Raw genomic sequence first — 21,503 nt, forward strand, 5'->3', positions numbered from 1 at the left:
ATCCTAAGTAAAAGCAGAAGGCTGGATTGTCCTGAGCCAGCCACACAGCGTCAAGGCAAGAATTGTAGGACAATGTTGACAAAACCGGGTGGCGGGAACTGTATAAATATCCATGTTATACTGAAGCGGTTTTCTCATCCTGAAATGCTGAGTCTGGAGAACATCTGAATATGCCCCGTGCAGGTTTTCTGCTCACCCGCCACTGGCGCGACAGCCCGCATGGCACCGAAATTATCCTCTGGCTCGCGACCGATGCGGGCGCGCAGCGCGTGGTGCTGCCGGTGCAGGAGTCCGTCGCGTTTATTCCTGAGGAATTTCAGGCGCAGGTCAGCGAATTACTGAAAGATGAACGTCAGTTTCGGATTCAGTCGCTGGCGCTGAAAGATTTTCGGCGTCGCCCGGTTTTCGGCCTCTACTGCCAGCAGAACCGCCAGCTACAGCGCATTGAAAAACGGCTGCGCGAAGAGGGTATTCCGGTCTATGAAGCCGATATCCGTCCGCCGGAGCGCTACCTGATGGAGCGTTTTATTACCGCGCCGGTCTGGTTTGACGGCGAGCAGCGCGGTGACAGCGTGGTCAATGCGCGGCTCAAACCCCATCCCGACTATCGCCCGCCGCTGAAATGGGTCTCGCTGGACATTGAAACCACACAGCATGGCGAGCTTTACTGCATCGGGCTGGAGGGATGCGGTCAGCGCCAGGTCTTTATGCTCGGCCCGGCCAACGGTGATGCCAGCACGCTGGATTTCGAGCTGATCTATCTCGACAGCCGGCCGCAGTTACTTGAAGCCCTGAACCAGTGGTTTGCAGAGCATGATCCGGACGTCTTAATTGGCTGGAACGTCGTGCAGTTTGACCTGCGGGTATTGCAAAAGCATGCCGATCGTTACGGCATTCCGCTGCGCCTGGGACGCCAGCAGGCCGTGCTGGAGTGGCGTGAACATGGCTTCAAACCCGGCGTATTTTTCGCTCAGGCCAGTGGCCGGTTGATTATCGATGGCATTGACGCGCTGAAATCAGCGTTCTGGGATTTTCCCTCATTCAGCCTCGAGTCCGTGTCGCAGCAACTGCTGGGAGAAGGGAAAGCGATTGATAATCCCTGGCAGCGTATGGAGGAGATCAACTGGCGTTTTGCCAACGATAAACCGGCGCTGGCGCGCTACAACCTGAAAGACTGCGAACTGGTGACGCGCATTTTTCACAAAACGGCGATTATGCCGTTTCTGCTGGAACGCGCGGCGGTCAATGGACTGGCGGTGGATCGCCACGGCGGTTCGGTAGCGGCCTTTGGTCATCTCTATATTCCGCGGATGCATCGCGCCGGGTTTGTCGCCCCGAACATGGGTGATGTGGCCCCGGAAGCCAGTCCTGGCGGTTATGTGATGGATTCGCGCCCCGGCCTGTATGACTCAGTGCTGGTGCTGGATTACAAAAGCCTCTACCCGTCGATTATCCGCACCTTCCTGATTGACCCGGTGGGTCTGGTGGAAGGGCTGGCCCATCCTGATGATGCCGATTCGATTGAGGGTTTCCGTGAAGCGCGTTTTTCGCGGCATACCCACTGCCTGCCTGCGATAGTTGAACAGATCTGGCTGGGTCGCGAAGCGGCGAAAAAGCAGAATAATCAGCCGCTGTCCCAGGCGCTGAAAATCATCATGAACGCCTTTTACGGCGTGCTCGGCACCAGCGCCTGCCGCTTCTTCGATCCGCGTCTCGCCTCCTCTATTACGCTGCGCGGTCACGCCATCATGCAGCAGACCCGAACGCTGATTGAGGCGGAAGGCTACGACGTCATCTATGGCGACACCGACTCCACCTTTGTCTGGCTGAAGTCGGCGCACAGTGAAGAAGATGCCGCCGCGATTGGTCAGCAGCTGGTGCAGAAAGTGAACGCCTGGTGGCGCGACCATCTGCAGCAGACGCAGGGGCTGACCAGCACACTGGAACTGGAGTATGAAAACCACTTCTGCCGTTTTCTGATGCCCACCATTCGCGGCGCGGAACAGGGCAGCAAGAAACGCTACGCCGGACTGATTCGTGACGCCGCCGGTGAGCGCATGGTCTTTAAGGGGCTGGAGTCGGTGCGAACTGACTGGACGCCGCTGGCAAAAGCGTTCCAGCAGCAGCTCTACCACCGTATCTTCCACCGTCAGCCGTGGCAGGATTATATCCGTACAACCGTGGCGCAGCTGCTGGCGGGTGAACTCGACGATCAGCTGATCTACAAAAAGCGGCTGCGGCGTCCGCTGAAAGAATATGAACGAAACGTGCCCCCGCACGTGCGCGCCGCCAGGCTGGCCGATGAGCACAATCGTAAATTAAACCGGCCCTTGCAGTACCAGAATGGTGGCCGGATCCGTTATGTCATCGCCACCGCAGGCCCCGAGCCACTGGAGGTGCGCAGCACGCCGCTGGACTATGACCACTACGTGACGAGGCAACTTCAGCCGGTTGCAGAGGGGATTCTGCCTTTTGTCGAGGGGGACTTTGCTACACTTATTACCGGACAGCTGGGGCTTTTTTGACAGGTGACGAACGTCCTGCCATCCAGTACCATAGCGCCCTTCCTGAAACTCACCGCTCTTAAGTACGCTCCAGGCCTTGTTGTCTGGCGGTAACGCTATTGCCTGAGCTTTGGGAACACCTCTAAAAACGTTAAAATTCGAGCAAAAAATATATGGTTTTTACATTAGGTCAGCGCTGGATTAGTGATACGGAAAGTGAACTGGGACTGGGCACCGTGGTGGCGATCGATACCCGCATGATCACCCTGCTGTTTCCGGCCACGGGGGAAAACCGCCTCTACGCCCGCAACGATTCGCCAGTTACCCGCGTCATCTTTAATCCGGGTGATACCATCACCAGCCACGAAGGCTGGCAGATGCGCGTCGATGAAGTACGCAACGAAAATGACCTGATGACCTATATCGGTACCCGTCTGGATACCGAAGAGAGCGAAGTGATGCTGCGCGAAGTCATGCTCGACAGCAAGCTGGTGTTCAGTAAGCCGCAGGATCGCCTGTTTGCCGGCCAGCTCGACCGGATGGATCGTTTTGCCCTGCGCTTCCGCGCCCGTAAATACCAGAGTGAGCAATATCGCCTGCCAATCAGCGGATTACGCGGCATGCGCACCAATCTGATCCCTCACCAGCTGCATATCGCCCACGATGTCGGCCGCCGCCATGCGCCGCGCGTCCTGCTGGCCGATGAAGTTGGCCTGGGTAAAACTATTGAAGCCGGGATGATCATCCAGCAGCAGCTGCTGGCTGGCCGCGCCGATCGCGTCCTGATCGTGGTACCTGAAACTTTACAGCATCAGTGGCTGGTCGAGATGCTGCGCCGCTTCAACCTGCGCTTTGCGCTGTTTGATGACGATCGCTATACCGAAGCGCAGCACGACAGCGATAACCCATTTGAGACGGAGCAGCTGATTATCTGCTCACTGGACTTCGTGCGCCGTAACAAGCAGCGTCTTGAGATGCTGGCCGATGCCGAATGGGATCTGCTGGTGGTCGATGAAGCGCACCATCTGGCCTGGTCAGAAGGCGAGCCCAGCCGTGAATATCAGGTTATCGAACAGCTGGCTGAGAAAACCGCCGGGGTTCTGCTGCTGACCGCAACGCCGGAGCAGTTGGGCATGGAGAGTCACTTCGCCCGTCTGCGTCTGCTCGACCCTAATCGTTTCCATGACTTTGCCGCCTTTGTTGAAGAGCAGCAGCATTTCCGTCCGATTGCCGATGCCGTCACCGCGCTGCTGGCCGATAAAGCGATCTCCCAGGAGGAGATGAACCGGATCAACGATCTGGTCGGCGAGCAGGATATTGAGCCACTGCTGCAGGTCGCCAACAGCGACCGTGACGGCAAGCTGGAGGCGCGTCAGGAGCTGATCTCCATGCTGATGGACCGCCACGGCACCAGCCGCGTGCTGTTCCGTAACACCCGTAACGGGGTTAAAGGCTTCCCGAAACGCGAACTGCACCAGATCCGCCTGCCGCTGCCTGCGCAGTATCAGACGGCGATTAAAGTCTCCGGCATTATGGGCGCGCGAAAAAGTGCAGAAGAGCGGGCGCGTGACCTGCTCTATCCGGAACAGATTTATCAGGAATTTGAAGGCGACAGCGGCACCTGGTGGAACTTCGATCCGCGCGTGGAATGGCTGATGGGCTATCTCACCACCAACCGCAAAGAGAAAGTGCTGGTGATCTGCGCCAAAGCGGCCACCGCGCTGCAACTGGAGCAGGTACTGCGTGAACGCGAAGGTATCCGTGCAGCGGTGTTCCACGAAGGTCTGTCGATCATTGAACGTGACCGTGCTGCCGCCTGGTTCGCCTCAGAAGAGAATGGCGCGCAGGTGCTGTTGTGCTCCGAGATCGGTTCTGAAGGCCGTAACTTCCAGTTTGCCAGCCGTCTGGTGATGTTCGACCTGCCGTTTAACCCGGACCTGCTGGAGCAGCGTATCGGTCGTCTGGATCGTATCGGTCAGGCGCACGACATTCAGATTCTGGTACCGTGGCTGGAGCAGACCGCACAGGCGGTTCTGCTGCGCTGGTATCACGAAGGGCTGGACGCGTTTGAACACACCTGCCCGACCGGCCGGACAATCTATGACAGCGTCCATTCGCAACTGATCGGCTATCTGGCCGCGCCGGAAAACAGCGAAGGTTTTGATGCGTTTATCACCGACTGCCGTAAACAGCATGACGCGCTGAAACTGCAGCTGGAACAGGGTCGCGATCGCCTGCTGGAGCTGAACTCCAACGGCGGCGAATCGGCTCAGCTACTGGCCAATGCCATCAGCGAGCAGGATAACGACACCGGTCTGGTGAACTTCGCGCTTAACCTGTTTGATATCGTTGGTATCAATCAGGAAGATCGCAGCGATAACCTGATTGTGCTGACCCCTTCCGACCACATGCTGGTGCCCGATTTCCCTGGCCTGCCGGAAGATGGCTGCACCATCACCTTTAACCGCGATCAGGCGCTGTCACGCGAAGATACCCAGTTCATTACCTGGGAACATCCGCTGATCCGCAACGGTCTGGATCTGATTCTGTCGGGCGATACCGGCAGCAGCGCACTGTCACTGCTGAAGAACAAGGCGCTGCCGGTGGGGACGCTGCTGGTCGAGCTGATCTATGTGGTTGAAGCACAGGCACCGAAGCATCTGCAACTGACCCGGTTCCTGCCGCCAACGCCAATCCGTCTGCTGATGGATACCAAAGGCACTAACCTGGCGGACAAAGTGGAGTTCGAAAGCTTTAACCGTCAGCTGAATGCGGTTAACCGTCATACCGCCAGTAAACTGGTGAATGCGGTGCAGCAGGATGTGCATGCGATTCTGACCCAGGGCGAAGAGAGCGTGGTCAGCGAAGCGCGTGCGGTGATTGATGCAGCGCGTGCCGAAGCGAATGAGAAGCTGGGCGCAGAACTCTCCCGTCTCAACGCGCTGAAAGCGGTGAACCCGAACATCCGTGACGATGAAGTCGAGGCACTGGAAAGCAACCGTGAACAGGTGCTGGAAAGTCTCGATCAGGCCAACTGGCGTCTCGACGCGCTGCGCCTGATTGTGGTGACACACCAGTAAGCTCAGGGGCCGCATGGCCCCTTATTTTTGGAAAGCCCCATGGAACCTTACAACCCACCGCGTGAACCCTGGCTGCACATCCTTTATCAGGATGCGCACATCATGGTGGTGAACAAACCCAGCGGTCTGCTCTCGGTACCCGGTCGGCTGGACGAACATAAAGATAGCGTGATGACGCGGGTTCAGCGTGATTTCCCGCAGGCTGAATCTGTCCACCGACTGGATATGGCGACCAGCGGCGTAATGGTCGTGGCGCTGACTAAGGCTGCTGAGCGCGAGCTGAAACGACAGTTCCGTGAGCGGGAGCCTTCCAAGACTTACGTGGCCTGCATCTGGGGTCATCCGGCGAAGGAAGAGGGATTGGTTGACCTGCCGCTGATTTGCGACTGGCCAAATCGTCCGAAGCAGATGGTCTGCTTCGAAACCGGCAAAGCCGCGCAGACGGAATATCAGGTGCTGGAATATCGTGCGGATGACAGTGCGCGTGTTTCGCTGAAACCGATTACCGGCCGCTCACACCAGCTGCGGGTGCATATGCTGGCGCTGGGCCATCCGATTCTGGGGGATAACTTCTATGCGCATCCGGAGGCCAAAGCGATGGCGCCCCGTTTACTGCTGCATGCGGAGTCACTGACCATTACCCATCCGGCATTTGGTAATGCCATGACGTTTCGTCAGCCCGCCGATTTTTAAGGTTTACTGCTCGCCTGTCACCGTGGCCTCCTCTGTTGCAGAAGCGGCCACGGAACAGGGTGTTTACTTAAAGCCTTTCTCTTTGCGAATCAGATCGTACGCCGCCTGAATTTCCTGCGCTTTCTGCTTCGCCATCTCCATCATCTCTGGTGGTAACCCTTTCGCTACCAGCTTGTCAGGATGATGTTCGCTCATGAGTTTGCGGTAGGCGCGTTTGATGGTGGTGGCGTCGTCGCTACTCTTCACACCCAGCACGCTACAGGCATCTTCCAGCGTTGGCCCGCGTTGCGCCTGCTGAAAACCGCCTGAACTGCGCTGACCACCGCCAAACTGCTGGCCACCTTCCATCATGCGCAGGAACTGATCGAACTGACCGCGTGAAATGCCCAGCTCTTCGGCAATCACATAGAGCACCTGGCGCTCATTGGGATGCAGTGAACCGTCGGCAAAGGCGGCCTGAATCTGGATCTCCAGGAACATCCGAATCAGATCAAACCGGCCAAAACAGGCGCTGCGCAGTTCACGCAGTTTGCTGCGTAACGGATAATCCGCCTGCTTGCCTTCGCGGAACGCGCGCTGGGCAGCCGTACGAGAGTCACCGTGCAGTTGCATCCGCTCCATTAACAGCGAAGCAATCTGAATATCCGCTTCCGTGACGCGCCCTTTTGACTTGGTCAGATGGCCCATCACCTGAAAGGTGGTGCTGAAAAACAGCGTCTGTCGGGTCTGATTATTTGAGAAGTAAGCCTTGCCTTGCGCGCCGCGTACTTTGTCAATCATATGGCCAATGATCAAACCGATCACAATACCCCAAAAGCCTGCGCCGGAAAGTAATCCCACCGCCAGACCCACAACTTTTCCCCAGTAGCGCATAAACTCCTCAATTCGCCATGCTTGCGGCTGAAAATTGCATTATCATACCTGTCATTTATCTCAGCGCCTAACGGCAACGCTGACTGACCAGGATTAACACTGGCGCAACGCCGGGCAGTAAGTTAGTCTCTGACCCGATTGTCGGCATGATGCCAGTTTTCATGGAATTCTCGATACCGCGTATGAAAAAACATATACCTACCCTGCTGGCCACACTGATCGGCGCAGCCATTAGCCAGCAAGCCTTTGCCGACGATTTGATGTCGCAGTGTATGTTAGGCGTGCCGAGTTATAACCGCCCGCTGGTGAATGGCGATACGAATCAGATGCCCGTCACCATTCACTCCGACGCCGCCAAAGGGAACTATCCCAACGATGCGGTATTCACCGGTAATGTGAATATTGAGCAGGGCAACAGCCGTATGCAGGCGGATGAAGTCCAGCTTCATCAGCGTCAGCAGGAAGGCCAGACCGCGCCCGTACGTACCGTCGATGCGCTGGGTAATGTGCACTACGATGACAATCAGGTCATCCTGAAAGGTCCGAAAGCCTGGTCAAACCTCAACAGCAAAGATACCAACGTCTGGAATGGTCAGTACCAGATGGTAGATCGTCAGGGGCGCGGCGTCGCAGATCAGATGAAGCTGCGCGGCGATAACCGCTACACCATTCTGGAAAACGGCACCTTTACCTCCTGTCTGCCCGGCTCCAACAGCTGGAGCGTGGTGGGTTCAGAGGTCATCCAGGATCGCGAAGAGGAAGTGGCGGAAATCTGGAACGCCCGCTTTAAAATCGGTTCCGTTCCGGTGTTCTACAGCCCCTATCTGCAGTTACCGATTGGCGATCGTCGCCGCTCCGGTTTCCTGATCCCGAATGCAAAATATGGCAGCAACAACGGCTTTGAGTTCACGCTGCCCTATTACTGGAACATCGCGCCGCAGGCCGATGCGACCATCACGCCGCACTACATGAGTAAGCGCGGCATGCAGTTTGAAAACGAATTCCGTTATCTGACCACGCTGGGTGCGGGTCTGGTTGAATTCGACTACCTCGGCTCGGACAAACAGTACGATAACGACAAAGCGGTGCGTGGCATCGCCGAAAATGACAGCTCCGATCGCTGGCTGTTCTACTGGCGTCATGCCGGTGTCTATGACCAGAACTGGCGTTTCAACGCGGACTACACCAAGGTCAGCGATAAGTACTACTTCAACGATCTCGACTCGAAGTACTACAGCTCGACCGACAACTACGCCACGCAGAAATTCAGCATCGGCTATGCGGACACCAACTGGGACGCTACGCTCTCCACCAAAGATTTCCAGGTGTTCGGCGATACCACCAGCAATAACGTCTACCGCGCCATGCCGCAGCTGGACGTCAATCTCTATCAGAACGATATCGGCCCGTTTGATGGCCGGGTTTATGCCCAGGCGGTGAAGTTCACCAACGTCAGCAGCCGCTATCCCGAAGCGACCCGTTTACATGTTGAGCCAACGCTGAACCTGCCGCTGTCAAACGGCTGGGCCAGCCTGGATACCGAAGCGAAGTTCCTGGCGACCCACTATCAGCAGACTGACGTTGATTTCTATAACAACGCTGCCAATGGTCTCAGGGGTGATAAGAGCGGCGAACTGGATGAGTCTGTCAACCGCACCCTGCCGCAATTTAAAGTTGATGGTCGTCTGGTGTTTGACCGCGATATGAACTCGGCGGTGGGTTATACCCAGACGCTGGAACCGCGCGTGCAGTACCTTTATATCCCGTATCGTAATCAGAGCAATATCTATCCGTACGACTCAACGTTGCTGCAAACCGACTACACCGGTCTGTTCCGCGATCGTACTTATAGCGGCCTGGATCGCATCGCTTCCGCCAATGAAGTGGCTACCGGCGTCACCTCGCGTATTTATGATAACGATCTGGTTGAACGTTTTAACGTTTCTGTAGGTCAAATCTACTCGTTTACCCCTTCTCGTACTGGTGTGAATCAAACCAGTAAAGAAGATGATACCGGCAGCCTGATCTGGGCTGGCGATACATACTGGAAAATCAGCGATCGCTGGGGCGTCCGTGGTGGACTGCAATATGACACCAAACTCGACAACGTCTCCCAGGGCAATACCGTACTGGAATACCGTCGTGATGCCGACCGCATGGTGCAGCTGAGCTACCGTTACAGCAGCCCGGAGTATGTTGCGACCGCGCTGAACGATAGCAGCCTGGTCACGAATCCTATCTACAAAAATGGGATTTCACAGGTAGGTACTACGGCCAGCTGGCCGATTGCCGACGCATGGTCTGTGGTAGGCGCTTACTACTACGATACCCGCAACACGCGTCCGGCTTCACAACTGGTTGGCCTGCAATACAGCTCATGCTGTTACGCTATCCGGGTCGGTTACGAACGCAAAATTAACGGTTGGGAAAACAACGACAGTAAGTATGACAACCAAATCTCATTCAACATTGAGCTGCGTGGTCTGAGTCCGAACTATGGCTTAGGCACCAACGATATGCTGCGTCAGGGCATTATCCCTTACCAGCCTGCTTTCTGATGTTGTGATGTTTGACAGGCAATCCCGCAGTGCGGAACCAACAATGGATAAAGTATGAAGAACTGGAGAATGCTGATTCTTGGTGTGGCAATCAGTGCCAACACCGCGTTCGCAGCACCACAAGTCGTTGATAAAGTTGCAGCCGTGGTCAATAACGGCGTGGTTCTTGAGAGTGACGTGGATGGCATGATGAGCACCGTTAAATCTCAGGCCCAGCAGGCTGGTCAGCAGTTGCCGGATGATAAAACGTTGCGCCATCAGATTCTGGAACGTCAGATCATGGACAACATCATCCTGCAGATGGGTGATAAAGCGGGAATTCAGATCAGCGACGAGCAGCTGGACCAGGCTATTCAGAACATCGCTGCGCAGAACAAGATGAGCCTTGATCAGCTGCGTAGCCGTCTGGCTTATGACGGCATGAACTACAGCGTGTATCGTTCTCAGATCCGCAAAGAGATGACTATCGCCGAAGTGCGCAACAACGAAGTGCGTCGTCGTGTCACGATTCTGCCGCAGGAAGTGGATACGCTTGCTACCCAGATCGGCTCTCAGAACAGCCAGGGTACTGAACTGAACGTCAGTCATATTCTGCTGCCGCTGCCGGAAAACCCGACGCAACAGCAGGTTGATGAGCAGGAAACGCTGGCGAAACAGCTGGTTGGCGAACTGAAAAATGGCGCTGACTTTGGCAAGATGGCCGTGACCTACTCTGCCGACTCCCAGGCGCTGAAAGGCGGCAACATGGGCTGGGGTAAAATCGAAGAGTTACCGACCCTGTTTGCTCAGGCACTCTCAAGCGCCAAAAAAGGCGATATCGTCGGGCCGGTGCGCTCTGGTGTGGGCTTCCACATCCTGAAAGTGAACGACCTGCGTGGCGAGAGCAAAAATGTCTCGGTCACCGAAGTCCATTCGCGTCACATTCTGCTGAAGCCATCGCCGATCCTGACAGACGATCAGGCACGCGCACAGCTGGAGCAGATTGCTAACGATATCCGCAGTGGCAAAACCACCTTTGCGGCGGCGGCTAAACAGTACTCTGACGATCCGGGTTCGGCGAACCAGGGCGGCGACCTCGGCTGGACCTCTCCGGAAGTCTTTGACCCGGCGTTCCGTGACGCGCTGCTGCGCCTGCAGAAAGGCCAGACCAGCCAGCCGGTTCACTCCTCTTTCGGCTGGCATCTGATTCAGTTGCTGGATACCCGTCAGGTGGATAAAACCGATGCGGCCCAGAAAGAGCGTGCTTACCGTATGCTGTTTAACCGTAAGTTCGCGGAAGAAGCGCAGACCTGGATGCAGGAACAACGTGCCAGTGCCTACGTGAAGATTCTGGATGGCAATGCGCAGTAATGCCCGTGTGGTGATCACGCCCGGCGAACCTGCCGGGATTGGTCCCGATCTTACCGTTCAGCTGGCCCAGCAGTCGTGGCCGGTTGAACTGGTGGTCTGCACCTCGCCTGCCCTGTTGCAGCAGCGTGCGGCGCAACTCGGTCTGCCGCTGACCCTGCGGCCCTACCAGCCTGGTGTGGCAGCCGAGCCACAGCAGGCGGGTACACTGACTATCCTGCCAATTGAAACGGCAGCGCCGGTCACACCCGGCGAGCTTTGCGTCGCCAACAGCGACTATGTGCTGGCCACGCTGACGCGCGCCTGCGACGGTTGTCTCGACGGTGAATTCGCTGCCCTGATTACCGGCCCGGTGCATAAAGGCGTGATTAACGATGCCGGCATCGCCTTTACCGGCCATACCGAATTCTTCGCCGATCGCGCAGGCGGCCATCGGGTGGTCATGATGCTGGCGACAGAAGAGCTACGAGTCGCACTGGCCACCACCCATCTGCCGCTGAAAGATGTGCCCGCTGCGGTAACCCGTGAATGTCTGCATGAAGTGATTACGATTCTGCATCGTGATCTGCAGCAGAAGTTTGCGATTGCCGAACCGCATATTTATGTCTGTGGTCTTAACCCTCATGCCGGCGAAAGCGGTCACATGGGTCGGGAAGAGATCGAGACCATCACGCCGGCACTCAATGAACTGCGTCAGCAGGGCATTAATCTGACCGGCCCGCTGCCTGCGGATACCCTTTTCCAGCCCAAATATCTGCAATACGCCGATGCGGTGCTGGCGATGTATCACGACCAGGGCCTGCCGGTACTCAAATTTCAGGGGTTTGGACGGGCGGTAAATATCACCCTGGGCCTGCCCTTTATCCGGACTTCAGTTGACCACGGCACCGCGCTTGAACTCGCTGGCCTGGGTCAGGCTGAGCCGGGCAGCTTCATCACGGCGCTTAACCTCGCCATCACTATGATCAAGAGCAGTAATGAATAATCGCGTCCATCAGGGGCACTACGCCCGTAAACGTTTCGGGCAGAACTTCCTGAACGATCAGTACATTATCGACAGCATTGTCTCCGCCATCCATCCTCAGCGCGACGAAGCGCTGGTGGAGATCGGCCCAGGCCTGGGTGCCTTAACCGAGCCGGTAGGCGAACGCCTCGATAAATTAACGGTGATAGAGCTGGACCGCGATCTCGCTGCGCGTCTGGAAACGCATCCGTTCCTTGGCCCGAAACTGACTATCTTCCAGCAGGATGCCATGACATTCGACTTCGCCGCGCTGGCGCAGGAGAGAGGCCAGCCGCTGCGGGTATTTGGTAACCTGCCGTACAATATTTCGACCCCGCTGATGTTCCACCTTTTCAGCTATACTGGTTCGATCAAAGATATGCACTTCATGCTGCAGAAAGAGGTGGTTAATCGTCTGGTTGCCGGTCCGGGTAACAAAACCTACGGTCGTCTGACGGTGATGGCGCAGTACTACTGCCAGATCATTCCGGTGCTGGAAGTGCCTCCGCACTCTTTCACGCCACCACCGAAAGTGGACTCTGCCGTGGTGCGTCTGGTGCCGTATGCCGAGCCGCCGTATCCGGTCAGCGATGTGCGTATCCTGAGCCGTATTACCACTGAAGCGTTCGGCCAGCGTCGTAAAACGCTGCGCAACAGCCTGAGCCACATGGTGGCCGCGGGTGCGCTGGAAGAGTTATCCATAGATCCAACCCTGCGTGCCGAGAACGTCTCGGTGGCGCAATATTGTCAGCTGGCGAACTGGCTGGCGAATCATCAGGGAAAATCGCAGGAGTAAGTCATGAGTGAAACGGCCCGCGTCTCCGTCCATGTGCAAAGCCAGTACGTCGCCTCACAATCCTCACCGGATGATGATCGCTACGTCTTCGCCTATACCATTACGATACGCAATCTGGGCCGTTCCTCAGTGCAACTGCTGGGACGCTACTGGTTGATTACCAACGGTAACGGCCGCGAAACGGAAGTTCAGGGTGAAGGCGTGGTCGGTGAACAGCCGCTTATCGCCCCAGGCAATGAATTTCAGTACACCAGCGGGGCCGTGATCGAAACCCCGATGGGCACCATGCAGGGGCACTATGTGATGGTCGACGAACAGGGTGACACTTTTCACGTAGAGATCCCGGTGTTCCGCCTCGCCATTCAGACCCACATTCATTGATTCACACGCTTTTTGCCCGTTAAGTCGGGCACCTTCCTGATGGATAAAACGTTATGAGCACATACCTGATTGGCGACGTTCACGGTTGCTACGATGAATTACGTGCATTGCTGCAACAGGTCGACTTCAATCCTGAACAGGATACCCTGTGGCTGACCGGCGACTTAGTGGCGCGCGGTCCTGGCTCACTGGAAGTCTTACGCTACGTAAAATCGCTGGGCGACGCGGTGCGTCTGGTGCTGGGCAATCACGATTTGCATCTGCTGGCGGTCTACGCCGGCATCAGCCGTAACAAGCCTAAAGATCGCCTGACCCCGTTGCTGGAAGCGGATGATGCGGATGAGCTGATCAACTGGCTGCGTCGTCAGCCGCTGTTACAGGTTGATGAAGAGAAAAAGCTGGTGATGGGACACGCCGGTATCACGCCGCAATGGGATATTGAGACCGCGAAAAAGTGTGCGCGTGAAGTCGAAGCGGTTCTCGCCAGCGACAGTTATCCGCTGTTCCTGGATGCCATGTATGGCGACATGCCGAACAACTGGAGTGAAGATCTGACCGGCCTGGCGCGTCTGCGCTTCAGCACCAACGCCCTCACCCGCATGCGCTACTGCTTCCCCAACGGCCAGCTGGACATGATCTGCAAAGATGCCCCGGAATCGGCGCTTCCGCCGCTGAAACCCTGGTTTAACATTGAGGGGCCGGTCGCACGTGACTACACCATCGTCTTTGGTCACTGGGCCTCGCTGGAAGGCAAAGGCACGCCAGAGGGCATTATCGGGCTGGATACCGGCTGCTGCTGGGGCGGAACGCTGACCCTGCTGCACTGGGAGACGCAGCGCTATGTGGTGCAACCTTCTAATCGCGAAAAAGCCCTGGCCTCCAGCGAAAGTCTGGCACCGCCCACGCTATAACGGCGATGCTGGCCATCAGGCCAGCATCCTGTTTTATGCGCCGATAATGCCGCCATCTTCACGGGTGATCATAATCACCGACGACCGCGGACGCGGACTGTTGTCTGGGAAGTGCGAGTCACCCTCTTCGCCGGGATGCTGCACATTCACGAACAGCGTTTTGTAATCGGGCGTGAAGGTAATACCGGTCAGCTCGCACGATTTTGGACCGACCATAAACCGGCGGATCTCGCCACTATCAGGATCACCCACCAGCATCTGATTATTCCCCTGCCCCTGATAATCCTCTTTGTTGCTGTACTTGCCATCGGTCAGGATCCATAACCGCCCCTGCGCATCAAACCCCAGCCCATCCGGACTGTTAAAGGTATTCTCCGCGGTGATGTTCGGTGTGCCACGATAGATCCCCTCAGGATGTGCTATCGGGTTGCCACACAGCGCATAGATATCCCACTCAAACGTCTGCGCGGTAGCATCGCCCTTCTCATCCCAGCGAATAATCTGACCGTAGATATTTTTTGGCCGCGGATTCGCTGCATTGACCGGCATGCCTTCATTTCCGCGCTTGTTGTTGTTGGTCAGAGTGCAGTAGGCACGGCCGTCATGCGGGTTAACCGCAATCCACTCCGGCCGGTCCATTCGCGTTGCGTTGACCACATCTGCCGCGGCACGCGCATTGATCAAAACATCGGCCTGGCTATTGAATCCCTTTTCAGCGGTGAGTCCATTTTCGCCCCACTTCAGCGCCAGCCAGCGCCCGGTGCCTTTAAGCGGCGTGCCCTGCGCATCGCCGTTGAACTGCGCCACATAGAGCGTGCCCTTATCAAGCAGTCCGTGATTGGCTTTAGCATCATCCGGAGTGACCTTGTCATCTGAGACAAATTTATAGATATATTCGCCGCGCTCATCGTCGCCCATATAAACCACCAGCTGGCCGGTTTTCGCGACCGTCACGGCGGCATTCTCGTGCTTGAAGCGGCCCAGCGCGGTCCGCTTTACCGGCACGGAGTGAGGATCGAAAGGATCGATTTCGACAATCCAGCCGTGGCGGTTAAATTCGTTGGGATTCTTAGCGATATCGAAGCGGGGATCAAAATCGGCCCAGTTGCGCTCCGGCTCAGCGGCATTCAGGGTATAGCGCTTCTGCTGTGGGGTCGGCGTAAAGTCCGCCTGATGGGTGCCAAAGTAGGTGTCGTAGTTCTCTTCACAGGTGAGATAGGTGCCCCACGGCGTTTTGCCGTTGGCGCAGTTACCAAAGGTGCCCAGGACATGCATTCCCTGCGGATCGGCGGCAGTCTGCAGCGCTTTATCCCCCGCTGCCGGACCGGAGAAGCGCATCGGAGTATTGGCGGTAATGCGGCGGTTATAGTCAGAGGGACGTACCACCTGCCAGCGATTGTCCTCACCCCGTTTGACTTCAACGATGGAGATACCGTGCGCCGCCTGCGACTTTTTGACATCTTCCAGGCTGGTCGCTTTACTGCCGCCGTGGGCGAACAGCGTCGGCTCATTCACATATTCATTGTTAATCGCCATCACGCCGCGATGGTCATTAATCGCGAAGAAGCTCATACCGTCGTTGTTGTCACCGAACTGCTTTTCCTGGTCTTCGGCGCTGTTGTTGCCCTGCGGATCAAACGCGGCTGCGCCATTCACCAGCGGATCACCCCAGGAGATCAACACGTCGGCGCGATAGCCAGGGGCTACCACAATCTCATCGGCCGTGGACGCGGCAATCGCCTGAAAGCCCAGCAGTGGGCTGCCCGCAGGCTTCTCCTGTGCCAGTGCACTGCCCGAGAGCGTCAGGCCGCCGCTGAGAAAGCCGGTCAGGCCGATAGCACCGGAACCGGCAAGGAATTTACGACGCAGTGGATCAGGCAGGCGGTCAGTGCTTAATGCGGAGAGTTCGATTTTCATTAGTGATTGCTTCCTTTGTGTCGATCCCAGAAAAGAAGCAATGCTAATGAATAAAGATGACAGCCAGGTTACAGCCCGGCAGGGGGGGATTAGCGACGACGGTCAAGGATCTCAAAGCAGTAGCTGTGGGAATTTTGCTCGTCAGCGTCGTGGAATTCGCTGAACGTTGACTGCCACTCATCCGGCTCGTAATCCGGAAACTGCGTATCACCTTCGACTTCCGCATCAATGTGCGTCAGATAGAGACGATCGGCACGCTTCAGCATCTGCTCATAGACGCGGCCACCGCCAATCACCATGATCTCTTCAGCGTCACCGGCTGCCTGTAATGCCTCATCCAGCGAAGTGACCCAGGTAACGCCTTCGGTGGTGCTCGGCTGGCTGCTGACCACGATATTCAGTCGGCCAGGTAACGGACGGCCAATAGATTCAAAGGTCAGTCGGCCCATAATCACCGGTTTCTTCAGCGTATGGCGCTTGAACCACGCCAGATCTGCAGGCAGGTCCCACGGCATGGCGTTCTCCATTCCAATAATGCGATCTGCTGCTAATGCCGCGATAAGACTAATCATGTTAACCACTCACTGAAAAAAATTGGCGCCATGATACGTAAAGGTGAAACTTTCGTCGATAGGGGGAAAGGTCTAATTGCGTAAAGCTTTTCATGACGTCGTTTTTCAAGGCCTGTGCAGCGTTTTTCACCGCCTAATCGCGTCAGTTTGCCGCAGCTCGCCAGCGATCGGCCTTATGCTGGCACAAAAGTCGTGCGCAAAAGAAAACGGCTCCCGGAGGAGCCGTCAGGGTTATCAGAAGTCGTAGCGCAGACGCACCAGATTCATATCACCCAGGTTATCGGTGCTGGAGGTAAACACATGTTCGTAATCGACACGGAAACCGTAGTCGAGGAACAGCACCACACCCAGACCGTTGTCGATGCGCTGATAATCACGGCCTGTCGCATACTCAATGCGATCGCCCATGACATATGGCTGTACCGCTTTCAGACCATACTGCCCCACCGGAATCTTGTAACCGGCGAAATATTCAATGCCCCACGCGTCGCCGGCAAAGTAGTCATGCACATCTTTGCGTTTGGTGGTCATGAAGTTCTCATACCAGCCACCGCCGGCTGACAACGTCCAGTTGCCTGGAGTCCAGCTCAGCGCGGTGCCGTAAATGTTCTGATCGTAATCGCGGCTGTCGCCGTTGTTCGGGTTACGCATCGCCGCGCGGGTGTAGTTCCACGCCGTGCCCCAGCTCAGATCGTCCGTGATGTGGTAGTCCACACCCAGCGAGCCGCCGCCTTTGCGCTTATAGCGCAGGCCGTTGCCTGGCAGATACTCGTTATCTTCGAACAGATAAGAGGCGTAAAGATCCGCATCGCCGAAGCTGTTTTTATACTTCAGCTGTTTGCGTGAGCGGTAAGATCCGTCGTAGTCGCCGTTGATCCCGTTACCCGGAGCCTGGCCGACCATGTCGTAATCCCAGATATCGGTCTTGGCGCCCACGGTATCGTAATAGACACTGTTCTGCTGACCAAAGGTAAGCTGGCCCCAGGTTTTGCTTTTCAGACCGGTGTAGAGCTGACGACGCGTGGTGTTATTGGCACCGTCCGCATAGTGACGATCCCAGCTGAAGACCGCCGGGACGTTAACGCCCAGCTCGTAGTAGCTGATCCAGCTGACGTCATCAAACAGGTAGTAGTCAGCGCCGAAACGGAAACGGGTGCCGCCATCAAAACCGTCGCGCTTGTAGGATTTATCATCCACGCCGGTCTGATGATTGAACTGAGCACGAATGCTGCCGCCAAAAGTAAAGTTAAGACGGCTAAGCGGATCGCCTGCCTGCGGATCCTGTTTCAACAGGGTAATTTCCGCCTGGCTGGCGAAAGGAAGAATTGCCATCAGTGCAGCCACTGCACTCAGAGAAAAAGTACGCATTTTCATTTTTTATTTATGTCCTGATACGCTCCAGTGATGAGCGGCAGGCATAGTACTGACGAAAAATCCGCACAGGAAGTGTTTATATTATAAATTTGTGCGAACCGGCCTTATTCGCACCTATAGCTAAAAAATTAAGCCAAATCAGTCACTTTAACGCAAACTCTTTGCTTTCCCTGGACCCTGCTTTCGGATTATCGCCAATAAGATGGTCAAAAAAAACGGCTCCCGCAGGAGCCGTTTTTCACATTATATCGCCTTACATCGCCTTGATCTGGGCATGCATCTCCTGAACGGAGATAACCTGTTCCGTCGGGTCTGCATTCAGTGCCATCGCGGTGGCGAAGCCGCCGTTCAGCGTGGTGTCGTAGTGCACTTTATACTGCAGGGCACTACGGCGAATCAGTTTCGAATCTTCAATCGCCTGACGACCCGCCGTGGTATTAACGATGTAGCTATACTCGCCATTCTTCAGACGGTCCTGAATGTGCGGACGCCCTTCGTGCACCTTGTTCACCAGGCGCGGATTGATGCCCGCTTCGCCCAGCACAACCGCCGTGCCGTGAGTCGCATCCAGTTCGAAACCAAACTTCTGCAGCTTAGCGGCCAGGTCGACAATACGTTTCTTGTCGCCTTCACGCACCGACAGCAGCGCACGGCCCGACTTCTTCATGTTGCTCTGTGCGCCCAGCATCGCTTTGGAAAACGCCTCAGCGAAGGTGCGGCCCACGCCCATGACTTCACCGGTAGAGCGCATTTCTGGCCCCAGAATCGGGTCAACGCCCTGGAACTTGTTAAACGGCAGCACCACTTCTTTGACAGAGTAGTAAGGCGGAATCACCTCTTCAGTGACGCCCTGCTCTGCCAGCGTTTTACCTGCCATCACGCGCGCGGCAACTTTCGCCAGCGGGACCCCGGTCGCTTTAGAGACGAACGGCACGGTACGCGCCGCGCGAGGGTTAACTTCGATCAGGTAGACTTCGTTGTCTTTCACCGCGAACTGGACGTTCATCAGGCCACGAACGTTCAGCTCAAACGCCAGCTTCTCAACCTGCTGGCGCATCACATTCTGAATCTCCTGACTCAGGGTGTAGGCCGGCAGTGAACAGGCGGAGTCACCGGAGTGAACGCCAGCCTGCTCGATGTGTTCCATGATGCCGCCAATCAACACCCGCTCACCGTCGCAAATCGCATCAACATCCACTTCGACCGCATCATCCAGGAAGCGATCCAGCAGCACCGGTGCATCGTTGGAAACCGAGACCGCCGTCTGGAAGTAGCGCTTGAGGTCGATCTCGTCGTAGACGATCTCCATGGCACGGCCACCCAGCACATAAGAAGGACGCACCACCAGCGGATAACCCAGGCCCGCGGCTTTCTCAACCGCCTGCTCCAGTGTGGCCACCGTGGCGTTGGCGGGTTGCTTCAGGTTCAGGCGATCAACCGCCTGCTGGAAACGTTCACGGTCTTCAGCACGGTCGATAGAATCCGGGCTGGTGCCGATAACCGGTACGCCTGCGGCTTCCAGCGCACGCGCCAGTTTCAGCGGAGTCTGACCGCCATACTGCACAATCACACCTTTTGGCTGCTCAATGCGCACAATCTCCAGCACATCTTCCAGCGTGACCGGCTCGAAGTAGAGGCGATCAGAGGTGTCGTAATCGGTCGAGACTGTTTCCGGGTTACAGTTGACCATAATGGTCTGATAACCATCTTCACGCAGCGCCAGGGCGGCGTGAACGCAGCAATAGTCGAATTCGATACCCTGGCCGATACGGTTTGGCCCACCGCCCAGAATCATGATTTTTTCGCGATCCGGACTTGGATTGGCTTCGCACTCCTCCTCATAGGTGGAGTACATATAGGCGGTGTCTGTCGCGAACTCTGCGGCGCAGGTATCCACGCGCTTATAAACCGGGTGCAGGTTAAACTGCTGACGCAGCTTGCGGATTTCGCTCTCTGCCACGCCCGCCAGTGTCGCCAGCCGTGCATCAGCAAAGCCTTTACGCTTCAGGGCGCGCAGGAACGTCTCATCCAGACTATTAACCCCTTCACGGGCAACCTGCTCTTCCAGCCGCACCAGCTCTTCGATCTGCACCAGGAACCAGCGGTCAATATTGGTCAGGTTGAACACGCCATCCACTGACATGCCGGCACGGAAGGCGTCCGCGATGTACCAGATGCGGTCTGAACCGGCATCTTTCAGCTCACGGCGGATGCGGGTTAATGCTTCCGGGTCGTCGAGGTGGACTTTCGGGTCGAAGCCGTTAGCGCCTACTTCCAGGCCGCGCAGCGCTTTCTGCATGGATTCCTGGAAAGTACGACCAATTGCCATCACTTCCCCGACCGACTTCATCTGCGTGGTCAGGCGATCGTTGGCACCGGCAAATTTTTCGAAGTTGAAACGCGGGATCTTGGTGACAACGTAGTCGATGGAAGGCTCGAACGAGGCTGGCGTTAAACCGCCGGTGATATCATTCATCAGCTCGTCGAGGGTATAGCCGACCGCCAGTTTGGCCGCCACTTTAGCAATCGGGAAACCGGTCGCTTTGGAGGCCAGCGCCGAGGAGCGTGACACGCGCGGGTTCATCTCAATGACAATCAGGCGGCCATCTTTCGGGTTAACCGAGAACTGCACGTTGGAGCCACCGGTTTCAACACCGATCTCACGCAGTACCGCCAGCGAGGCGTTACGCATGATCTGATACTCTTTGTCGGTCAGCGTCTGGGCAGGTGCCACCGTGATGGAGTCACCGGTGTGGATCCCCATCGCATCGAAGTTTTCAATTGAGCAGACGATGATGCAGTTGTCGTTTTTATCGCGCACCACTTCCATCTCATACTCTTTCCAGCCAATCAGCGACTCATCAATCAGCAGCTCATTGGTCGGTGAGAGGTCGAGACCGCGTTCGCAAATCTCTTCAAACTCTTCGCGGTTGTAGGCGATGCCGCCACCGGTTCCGCCCATAGTAAATGAGGGACGGATAATGCAGGGGAAACCGACATCTTCAGCCACGGCCAGCGCTTCTTCCATGGTGTGCGCAATGCCGGAGCGCGCGGTATCCAGACCGATGCTTTTCATCGCCACGTCGAAACGACGACGATCTTCTGCTTTGTCGATCGCATCAGCCGTTGCGCCGATCATGGTGACGCCAAACTCTTCCAGCACGCCATGACGTTCCAGCTCCAGCGCACAGTTCAGCGCTGTCTGACCGCCCATGGTCGGCAGTACCGCGTCCGGGCGCTCTTTTTCGATGATTTTGCGCACCACTTCCCAGTGAATCGGCTCAATGTAAGTCGCATCAGCCATTTCCGGGTCGGTCATGATCGTCGCCGGGTTGGAGTTCACCAGAATGACGCGGTAACCCTCTTCACGCAGCGCTTTACACGCCTGCGCACCGGAATAGTCAAATTCGCAGGCCTGGCCGATCACAATCGGACCGGCACCAAGAATCAGGATGGATTTTAGGTCTGTACGTTTTGGCATGAATTAGCTCCTG

At 56.4% G+C, this 21,503-nt stretch carries 14 protein-coding genes; 9 read left to right on the forward strand and 5 right to left on the reverse strand.

Annotation, left to right across the window (positions count from 1 at the left end):
* Positions 1-164: 164 nt before the first annotated feature.
* The 3 genes from polB to rluA all read left to right on the forward strand — a co-directional run bounded on the left by polB (position 165) and on the right by rluA (position 6,277).
* Positions 165-2,525 carry a DNA polymerase II gene (gene polB / locus HFD87_RS13845; protein WP_167423603.1) on the forward strand — a complete coding sequence of 787 codons (2,361 nt, stop codon included), beginning with the start codon at positions 165-167 and terminating at the stop codon, positions 2,523-2,525.
* 152 nt (positions 2,526-2,677) lie between these two features.
* Complete coding sequence (rapA, locus tag HFD87_RS13850) at positions 2,678-5,584, forward strand: RNA polymerase-associated protein RapA (RefSeq protein ID WP_010253817.1); 2,907 nt, start codon at positions 2,678-2,680, stop codon at positions 5,582-5,584.
* Positions 5,585-5,623: 39 nt separating this feature from the next.
* Complete coding sequence (gene rluA / locus HFD87_RS13855) at positions 5,624-6,277, forward strand: bifunctional tRNA pseudouridine(32) synthase/23S rRNA pseudouridine(746) synthase RluA (RefSeq protein WP_167423564.1); 654 nt, start codon at positions 5,624-5,626, stop codon at positions 6,275-6,277.
* Between the two features lie 63 nt (positions 6,278-6,340).
* Here the strand turns inward: rluA and djlA are convergent, their stop codons facing one another.
* On the reverse strand, positions 6,341-7,150 hold the full coding sequence (gene djlA / locus HFD87_RS13860; protein WP_010253811.1) for a co-chaperone DjlA: 810 nt from the start codon (positions 7,148-7,150) through the stop codon (positions 6,341-6,343).
* A gap of 182 nt (positions 7,151-7,332) precedes the next feature.
* Here djlA and lptD point away from each other — a divergent pair, with 182 nt between their 5' ends.
* The 6 genes from lptD to apaH are packed head-to-tail and all read left to right on the forward strand — an operon-like array spanning position 7,333 to position 14,146.
* On the forward strand, positions 7,333-9,708 hold the full coding sequence (lptD, locus tag HFD87_RS13865) for an LPS assembly protein LptD (RefSeq protein WP_010671814.1): 2,376 nt from the start codon (positions 7,333-7,335) through the stop codon (positions 9,706-9,708).
* Between the two features lie 54 nt (positions 9,709-9,762).
* On the forward strand, positions 9,763-11,058 hold the full coding sequence (surA, locus tag HFD87_RS13870) for a peptidylprolyl isomerase SurA (RefSeq protein WP_010253800.1): 1,296 nt from the start codon (positions 9,763-9,765) through the stop codon (positions 11,056-11,058).
* Complete coding sequence (pdxA, locus tag HFD87_RS13875) at positions 11,048-12,040, forward strand: 4-hydroxythreonine-4-phosphate dehydrogenase PdxA (protein WP_167423565.1); 993 nt, start codon at positions 11,048-11,050, stop codon at positions 12,038-12,040. The genes surA and pdxA overlap by 11 nt, the downstream gene beginning before the upstream one ends.
* On the forward strand, positions 12,033-12,854 hold the full coding sequence (gene rsmA / locus HFD87_RS13880; RefSeq protein ID WP_003854805.1) for a 16S rRNA (adenine(1518)-N(6)/adenine(1519)-N(6))-dimethyltransferase RsmA: 822 nt from the start codon (positions 12,033-12,035) through the stop codon (positions 12,852-12,854). Before pdxA ends, rsmA begins: the two co-directional genes overlap by 8 nt.
* Positions 12,855-12,857: 3 nt before the next feature.
* Complete coding sequence (gene apaG, locus HFD87_RS13885) at positions 12,858-13,235, forward strand: Co2+/Mg2+ efflux protein ApaG (RefSeq protein WP_003854807.1); 378 nt, start codon at positions 12,858-12,860, stop codon at positions 13,233-13,235.
* Positions 13,236-13,288: 53 nt separating this feature from the next.
* Entirely contained in the window at positions 13,289-14,146 is an 858-nt protein-coding gene (gene apaH, locus HFD87_RS13890) for a bis(5'-nucleosyl)-tetraphosphatase (symmetrical) ApaH (RefSeq protein ID WP_033787393.1), read from the forward strand.
* 33 nt (positions 14,147-14,179) lie between these two features.
* Here apaH and HFD87_RS13895 read toward each other — a convergent pair whose 3' ends face one another.
* From HFD87_RS13895 to carB, 4 genes are all read right to left on the reverse strand, one after another.
* The gene (locus HFD87_RS13895) at positions 14,180-16,063 is read right to left on the reverse strand and encodes a PhoX family phosphatase (RefSeq protein ID WP_010253756.1); all 1,884 of its coding nucleotides are present in this window, start codon (positions 16,061-16,063) and stop codon (positions 14,180-14,182) included.
* Between the two features lie 89 nt (positions 16,064-16,152).
* On the reverse strand, positions 16,153-16,635 hold the full coding sequence (gene folA, locus HFD87_RS13900) for a type 3 dihydrofolate reductase (RefSeq protein ID WP_167423566.1): 483 nt from the start codon (positions 16,633-16,635) through the stop codon (positions 16,153-16,155).
* A gap of 234 nt (positions 16,636-16,869) precedes the next feature.
* The gene (locus tag HFD87_RS13905) at positions 16,870-18,009 is read right to left on the reverse strand and encodes a porin (protein WP_010253747.1); all 1,140 of its coding nucleotides are present in this window, start codon (positions 18,007-18,009) and stop codon (positions 16,870-16,872) included.
* A 253-nt stretch (positions 18,010-18,262) separates the two neighbouring features.
* Positions 18,263-21,490, reverse strand: coding sequence for a carbamoyl-phosphate synthase large subunit (gene carB / locus HFD87_RS13910; RefSeq protein WP_010253739.1), 3,228 nt, complete (start codon positions 21,488-21,490; stop codon positions 18,263-18,265).
* Positions 21,491-21,503 lie beyond the last annotated feature (13 nt).

The organism is Pantoea sp. EKM21T, from assembly GCF_011800405.1.
Taxonomy (GTDB): domain Bacteria; phylum Pseudomonadota; class Gammaproteobacteria; order Enterobacterales; family Enterobacteriaceae; genus Pantoea; species Pantoea agglomerans.

What these genes read in the sequence shown, in the direction of transcription:
- rapA (WP_010253817.1), top strand. Translation starts at nt 2,678, where the DNA reads ATGGTTTTTACATTAGGTCAGCGCTGGATTAGTGATACGGAAAGTGAA.
- rluA (WP_167423564.1), top strand. Translation starts at nt 5,624, where the DNA reads ATGGAACCTTACAACCCACCGCGTGAACCCTGGCTGCACATCCTTTAT.
- djlA (WP_010253811.1), bottom strand. Translation starts at nt 7,150, where the DNA reads ATGCGCTACTGGGGAAAAGTTGTGGGTCTGGCGGTGGGATTACTTTCC.
- lptD (WP_010671814.1), top strand. Translation starts at nt 7,333, where the DNA reads ATGAAAAAACATATACCTACCCTGCTGGCCACACTGATCGGCGCAGCC.
- surA (WP_010253800.1), top strand. Translation starts at nt 9,763, where the DNA reads ATGAAGAACTGGAGAATGCTGATTCTTGGTGTGGCAATCAGTGCCAAC.
- pdxA (WP_167423565.1), top strand. Translation starts at nt 11,048, where the DNA reads ATGCGCAGTAATGCCCGTGTGGTGATCACGCCCGGCGAACCTGCCGGG.
- rsmA (WP_003854805.1), top strand. Translation starts at nt 12,033, where the DNA reads ATGAATAATCGCGTCCATCAGGGGCACTACGCCCGTAAACGTTTCGGG.
- apaG (WP_003854807.1), top strand. Translation starts at nt 12,858, where the DNA reads ATGAGTGAAACGGCCCGCGTCTCCGTCCATGTGCAAAGCCAGTACGTC.
- apaH (WP_033787393.1), top strand. Translation starts at nt 13,289, where the DNA reads ATGAGCACATACCTGATTGGCGACGTTCACGGTTGCTACGATGAATTA.
- HFD87_RS13895 (WP_010253756.1), bottom strand. Translation starts at nt 16,063, where the DNA reads ATGAAAATCGAACTCTCCGCATTAAGCACTGACCGCCTGCCTGATCCA.
- folA (WP_167423566.1), bottom strand. Translation starts at nt 16,635, where the DNA reads ATGATTAGTCTTATCGCGGCATTAGCAGCAGATCGCATTATTGGAATG.
- HFD87_RS13905 (WP_010253747.1), bottom strand. Translation starts at nt 18,009, where the DNA reads ATGAAAATGCGTACTTTTTCTCTGAGTGCAGTGGCTGCACTGATGGCA.
- carB (WP_010253739.1), bottom strand. Translation starts at nt 21,490, where the DNA reads ATGCCAAAACGTACAGACCTAAAATCCATCCTGATTCTTGGTGCCGGT.